This is a genomic window from Vibrio sp. 10N.247.310.17, assembly GCF_041466605.1.
Taxonomy (GTDB): Bacteria; Pseudomonadota; Gammaproteobacteria; order Enterobacterales; family Vibrionaceae; genus Vibrio; species Vibrio tasmaniensis_A.
On record NZ_JBFSTC010000161.1, the window covers coordinates 1 to 5,349 of the forward strand.

The window sequence follows — 5,349 nt, forward strand, 5'->3', positions numbered from 1 at the left end:
TAAGACTCGCTACACTGTGCGATCTAAACACCTTAAATGATAGGTGTTGACTTAAATGTGGCTTTTTTGTGCCTGCTATTTTTCTTTTTGATACGCGGAAAAACTCTATACCGTCATAAATATTTTGCAGATCTCGCCTAACTATCCGGTTACCAAGCGATAAGGTATTTAGTGCAAGCTGTTTAGATGCAACTAAAGCCCCACCTTCCAAACAATCAAAATCAGACATGGCTTTCTACTAAAAACATAGACCAGTGAACTGCAGTTAGTATCAACAGTTGTGTTATTGTATTTCCCTATTCTATACAACAGCCCCTCAACATTAATCAGCAGTTCTACTGCTATTTGAGAAAAGACTATGTCAGACAAAATTTCCACATCCGCGCTCGCTAAACAAAAAGGCATAGAAGCTAAAGCTTTATTTAGCGATCTAAAAACAGCGGGCTATATAGTGCGTTCACAAGAGCGTTGGATTCTCACAGAACGGGGAGAAAGCTTTGGTGGGGAATATGTCGAACACAAGAAGTTTGGTGTCTTTATTGTCTGGCCAGAGAAACTGCTTATCGATTTGGACTCATTCTCAGGAAAAACACTCACCGCCACCCAGCTTGGTAGCGCCTTTCAACTCAGCGCAAAGAAAATCAACTTACTGCTCAACGAGCTTGGTTGGATAACAAAAGAAGAAGACGGTTGGCATGTCACCTCTACAGGCTTAAAAGCCGGAGGTGAACAAAGGGAAGACAAAGCGACTCAAAACTTATTCGTGGTATGGCACGACTCACTGGTTCGCAATAAACGTTTAAAGCAGTCTGTTGTTGAATTCCTAGGGCATGATGCTGAAAGCCACTCGACCGATGTGTCGTTCTCCAGTTTTCGTCAGAAATTTGAGGCGAAGCACCGAAGCTTAGATGGGCATTATGTTCGTTCAAAGGGAGAGCTGATCATCGATAACTGGCTTTATATGGCAGGAGTGGTTCATGCGTACGAGCGTCCGCTTCCGATATCAAAAGAAGTGATCAGCGATTTTTATCTACCAAGTGGCAAAGTATACATCCAGTTCTGGGGAACCGATTCTGCGCCCATCGCCGAAGATAAACGTGAAGCGACGAGAAAAATCTATGAAGAGCATGGTTTTGGTCTAATCGAAATCACGCCAGAAGATATCCCCAACCTAGACAGCGTACTTCCGCCATTATTGCGCCAATATGGTATCAAGGCTTACTAAGCTACTGAATCTAGAGATTCCACCTCCATTAAGATCACATTTATCGAATCATTATGGACATTATTAACCATAGTGATTTGATATGTTCGCTATTTTTCCCGAGTCATTCTTCTATTATCTTACACCCATCGACTTGAGCTACCGCAGATACTCGATTTATTGGGGCATGTTCGATAACTATTTAGACGTTCAATCTATAGAGATTCGTTTAAATTCGTTATCCGTTTATTGTTGACGTGACTGAACATAAAACCCTACAACATTTATTATTGATAGATATTAGGATTCAACATGACTCATCCAATCATTACTGATTTAAACACTCGTTACACAGCTAAAAAATACGATGCAGAAAAACGCATCTCTGCGGAAGACATGGAAGTAATCAAAGAAGCACTTCGCTTGTCAGCTTCTTCTATCAACTCTCAGCCTTGGAAATTCATCATCATTGAGAGTGACGCAGCAAAACAACGCTTCCACAATACTTTCGAAAACATGTTCCAGTTTAACCAACCACATGCGAAAGAAGCATCACACACGATCCTGTTTGCTCACGATCCTAAGTACACTAAAGAGAAATTCGCGAAGCGTGCTGATACAGAAGTAAGCTCTGGTCACCTACCAGCTGAAATGTACGAGCAATTCCTAGGTGCATACGCATTCGCAGAAATGAACACAGACGAAACAGGTTTCAACGGCAACTGGACTAAGTCTCAAGTTTACATCGCACTAGGTAACACACTGCACACACTAGCTCGTCTAGGTATCGCTTCAACACCTATGGAAGGTGTAGATGCAGCTATGATCAGCGAAGAGTTTGCTGACGAACTAGAAGGTCACGTTGTTGATGTAGCGCTAGCTATCGGCTACCACAAAGACGGCGAAGACTACAACTACGGCAAACCAAAAGCGCGCCTAGCGCTTGATGAAGTGGTTACTACGCTTTAATAGCTCGTATTTATTAGTGGCTTCAAAGCACTAATAGGTCTAGTTAATTTTAATAAAGCTAATAGCTTTACAGTTAAATCACACTGCCTTATTTGGCCAGACTCTCGTCTGGCCTTTTTTGTATCTGTTATTTATCCAAGCAACTACCAATTACCAACCACTTAGTCATAAAGACACACTGTGTTTATTTTGATTACACAAACTACAATGTCATAAAGACACATCATGGCGATTAAAAACCAAACAAACGACATAAAAACAAACACTTAAAAACATGGCATGACTAGTGCAATGAGAGCCTTAGATATTTCAATAAGGTATTATCATTATGACTATTCACGTTAAATCAAATGTTCATTGGGTCGGCGTCCACGATTGGGAAACCGAGCACTTCCACGGTAAGGAATACCACATGAACAAAGGCACGAGCTATAACTCATACCTGATCCGTGAAGAGAAGACAGTGCTTGTCGATACTGTCGATCATCGCTTTACTGAGCAATTCCTTGCAAACCTAGAGATGGAAATCGATATCAATGAGATCGACTACATCATTTGCCAGCACGCTGAAGAAGACCACTCAGGCGCTCTCTCTGCGCTGCTTGCTAAAATTCCCAACACGCCGGTTTATTGTACTGAAGCTGGAGTGACCTCCATTGTTGGTCACCACCACCAACCAGACTGGAATTTCAGAACCGTCAAAACCGGTGACACCCTTGATGTCGGTAACGGAAAGCAACTTATCTTCGTTGAGATGAAAATGCTGCACTGGCCAGACTCAATGGCGACTTACTTAACCGGTGATGAAGTCCTGTTTAGTAACGACGCTTTCGGCCAACACTACTGCGACGAAAACCTATTCAATGACCAGCTAGACCAAGTTGAGTTGCATGAACAGTGTCTGCGTTACTTCTCGAACATCCTGACGCCGTTTGCACCTCTAGTAAAAGCGAAGATTGAAGAAGTGCTGAGCTTAGGCGTGCCGATCGATGTCATTGCAACCTCTCACGGCTGTATTTGGCGCGACAACGCGACTCAAATCATTGAGCAATATTACGAATGGTCGAAAGCCTATAAAGAAGATCGTATCACGATTGTCTACGACACCATGTCAAACAACACTCGCATGATGGCTGATGCTATCGCTAAGGGTATCCGAAAAGGCAGCCCAGAAACGGCAATCAAGGTGTTCAATATTTCTAAGCACGACAAGAATGACATCCTTGCCAATGTCTTCCGCTCAAAGGGTGTGCTTGTTGGGTCATCGACCATGAACAACGTGATGATGCCGCAAATCGCCGCGCTACTTGAAGAAATACACGGCCTGCGCTTTGCAGGAAAAAGAGCCGCAGCATTTGGTTCTTCAGGTTGGACTGGAGGCGCAGTAAAACGCATCGATGCTCGCTTACGTGAAGCCAACTTCGAGGTGAGCGCACCTCAACACATCCACTGGAAACCAGATACAGACGCACTTCGTCAATGTATCGATTACGGGATGACACTGGCCGAGGTTTGGCGCACCGATGCGGACGAGGTTAGTGAGCCTAAACAAGTTGAGCGCAACGTTCAACGTATTGAATCAGCACCGACAAGCACCCCAACAGAGCTAAAAGACACGGCAGAGCAGAAGTCAGAAGAAGCGCAAGATAAGCCTGTACATAGCGCAGATTGCACTTGCTGGCGCTGTACTGTGTGTGAATGGGTGTACGACCCACAACTGGGTGAACCCTACCAAGGCGTTGAACCGGGAACACCATGGGCACAAGTACCAGATGATTTCCTTTGCCCTGAATGCCATTTAGGTAAAGAAGTGTTTGTGGAGAAGTAACATGTCGAACATTGTGATTGTGGGCGGTGGTTTCGCCGCCCTACAAACCATAAAGATGGTACGTAAAATTGACCAAGATGTCGCGATTACCATGATCACGGCAGATGCAGGAGCTGAGTACAGTAAGCCGAATCTTTCACACGTATTCAGCCAGGCTCAAACACCACAAGCGTTAGCCGTTAATAACGCTCAGCAATTGGCTGAGCAGTACAACGTGGTCATCAAAACCAAGGCTTTCGTCAGTGAAATCGATACCAAGCAGCAGTGTGTTCATGTTGACGGGCAAACCATCCACTATTCGAAGTTGGTATTAGCAACGGGCGCAACGCCTTTCATACCAACAGCGGAAGGGCTTAAACGCAACGCGACCATTACGTTAAATAGCTTGGAAGAGTTCGAGAAACACAAAGCTCAGATCGATGAAGCTCAACGTATCACTGTGATTGGTGGAGGCTTGATTGGGGTAGAGCTCGCATTCGACCTTCAAGCTGCGGGCAAAGATGTCACGATTATCGAACCCGCAAGTTATCTATTGAACAGCCTTGTGCCGCCTTTCGTTTCACTTGAGTTGGAACGGGAGCTAGCAAAAGCAGGGGTTACCGTCGAAACCGACTCTGCGATTTTTCGAGCGACTTACGTCCACGATGGAGTCAGGCTACAAACTACCGCCTCTCGATTAATACGAGCAGATATCGTGATTGCCGCAGCAGGGTTATGGCCAAATACGGCTTTAGCCACGCAAGCGGGAATAGACGTCAACAGAGGCATTGTGGTAGATGACACCCTGAAAACCAGTGTCAACAATGTGTATGCGATTGGTGATTGCGCTGAAATTGAAGGGCGTGTGATGGCTTATCTGCAGCCAGCAATCTTGTCGGCAAACGTGTTGGCGAAGCAGCTGACTATGGATAAAGGCGACGTCAAAGTGGGCGAAGCAAAGCTCAGCTTGCCTCATATGATCACCAAGGTGAAAACACCGAGTTACCCGATTCAGCTGGCAGGGCGCGATATTCACACAGCTCAGAGCTGGGAAACTCGATTCGATCCTAAAGGCATTGTCGCCAAAGGCTTCAATGAAGATAACCAGTTGGTTGGATTCATTGTCACGGGAGAGCACATCAAGGCTGCATTTCCTTTACTAAAGGAGTTGCAAATCAGTTCACCATCATAAGTACAAAGGTGTAAAAGCAGTCGACTCATTACATATGTTCGGCTGTATTCAACACAAAAATGCACATCAAATTCGGGAAAATTTGATGCTTATACTAGAGCAACTCGAGTATAAGCAAGCAATAAAAAAGGTTCATCGCGGATTAGCGGGAACTTAAAACAAAAACGGTAGTAAGTG

5 protein-coding genes are annotated in these 5,349 nt (G+C 44.7%); 4 read left to right on the top strand and 1 reads right to left on the bottom strand.

Features of this window, described 5'->3' with window-relative positions:
* A partial coding sequence (locus AB6D80_RS24050; protein ID WP_372189839.1) for a hypothetical protein occupies positions 1–229 on the bottom strand: 229 nt, incomplete at its 3' end.
* Positions 230–358: 129 nt separating this feature from the next.
* Here AB6D80_RS24050 and AB6D80_RS24055 point away from each other — a divergent pair.
* The 4 genes from AB6D80_RS24055 (at position 359) to norW (ending at position 5,172) form a co-directional block, all read left to right on the top strand.
* Entirely contained in the window at positions 359–1,225 is an 867-nt protein-coding gene (locus tag AB6D80_RS24055) for a hypothetical protein (RefSeq protein WP_048610279.1), read from the top strand.
* A gap of 291 nt (positions 1,226–1,516) precedes the next feature.
* A complete protein-coding gene (locus AB6D80_RS24060) occupies positions 1,517–2,173 on the top strand; it encodes an NAD(P)H-dependent oxidoreductase (protein WP_017061511.1) in 657 nt (218 codons plus the stop codon).
* A 328-nt stretch (positions 2,174–2,501) separates the two neighbouring features.
* Positions 2,502–4,001 carry an anaerobic nitric oxide reductase flavorubredoxin gene (norV, locus tag AB6D80_RS24065; RefSeq protein ID WP_059018002.1) on the top strand — a complete coding sequence of 500 codons (1,500 nt, stop codon included), beginning with the start codon at positions 2,502–2,504 and terminating at the stop codon, positions 3,999–4,001.
* 1 nt (position 4,002) lies between these two features.
* Positions 4,003–5,172 carry an NADH:flavorubredoxin reductase NorW gene (gene norW, locus AB6D80_RS24070; RefSeq protein WP_372189841.1) on the top strand — a complete coding sequence of 390 codons (1,170 nt, stop codon included), beginning with the start codon at positions 4,003–4,005 and terminating at the stop codon, positions 5,170–5,172.
* The last annotated feature ends 177 nt before the right edge of the window (positions 5,173–5,349 follow it).

What these genes read in the sequence shown, in the direction of transcription:
- norW (WP_372189841.1), top strand. Translation starts at nt 4,003, where the DNA reads ATGTCGAACATTGTGATTGTGGGCGGTGGTTTCGCCGCCCTACAAACC.
- AB6D80_RS24060 (WP_017061511.1), top strand. Translation starts at nt 1,517, where the DNA reads ATGACTCATCCAATCATTACTGATTTAAACACTCGTTACACAGCTAAA.
- AB6D80_RS24055 (WP_048610279.1), top strand. Translation starts at nt 359, where the DNA reads ATGTCAGACAAAATTTCCACATCCGCGCTCGCTAAACAAAAAGGCATA.
- norV (WP_059018002.1), top strand. Translation starts at nt 2,502, where the DNA reads ATGACTATTCACGTTAAATCAAATGTTCATTGGGTCGGCGTCCACGAT.